1 protein-coding gene is annotated in these 429 nt (G+C 45.5%); it reads left to right on the forward strand.

What is annotated here, in order from left to right; all coding sequences use genetic code 11:
• A partial coding sequence (locus C1E99_RS10610) for an amino acid ABC transporter permease (RefSeq protein ID WP_153060192.1) occupies nucleotides 1-429 on the forward strand: 429 nt, incomplete at both ends.

Genomic DNA, 429 nt, shown 5'->3' on the forward strand with positions numbered 1-429 from the left:
ATTATGGACTTCCACTGATTTCAAATTATGTTCTCATGCCATCCATCTACTGGACAGCTGTTATCTGCGTCGGACTCTATCACGGTGCTTATATCGCAGAGGTCATCCGTGCAGGGATTGAGGCTGTGCCTACTGGGCAGACTGAAGCCGCACTTTCACAAGGATTTACTCAGTCTGAAACCATGCGAATCATCATTTTACCACAGGCCATTCCGACCATTCTTCCACCTTTGACCAACCAAGTAGTAAACTTAATTAAGAATACGGCTACTGTTGCCATCATCTCTGGAGCTGATATTATGTTTATGACAAAATCTTGGTCTGCCATGAATGCCAACTACATCCCAGCCTTTGCTGGTGCTGCTTTCCTTTACTTCATCATGTGCTTCCCTGTTGCAAGCTGGGGCCGCCGCATTGAAGAAAAGAATA

The sequence above is a fragment of the Streptococcus suis genome (assembly GCF_002964045.1).
GTDB classification, from domain to species: domain Bacteria; phylum Bacillota; class Bacilli; order Lactobacillales; family Streptococcaceae; genus Streptococcus; species Streptococcus suis_U.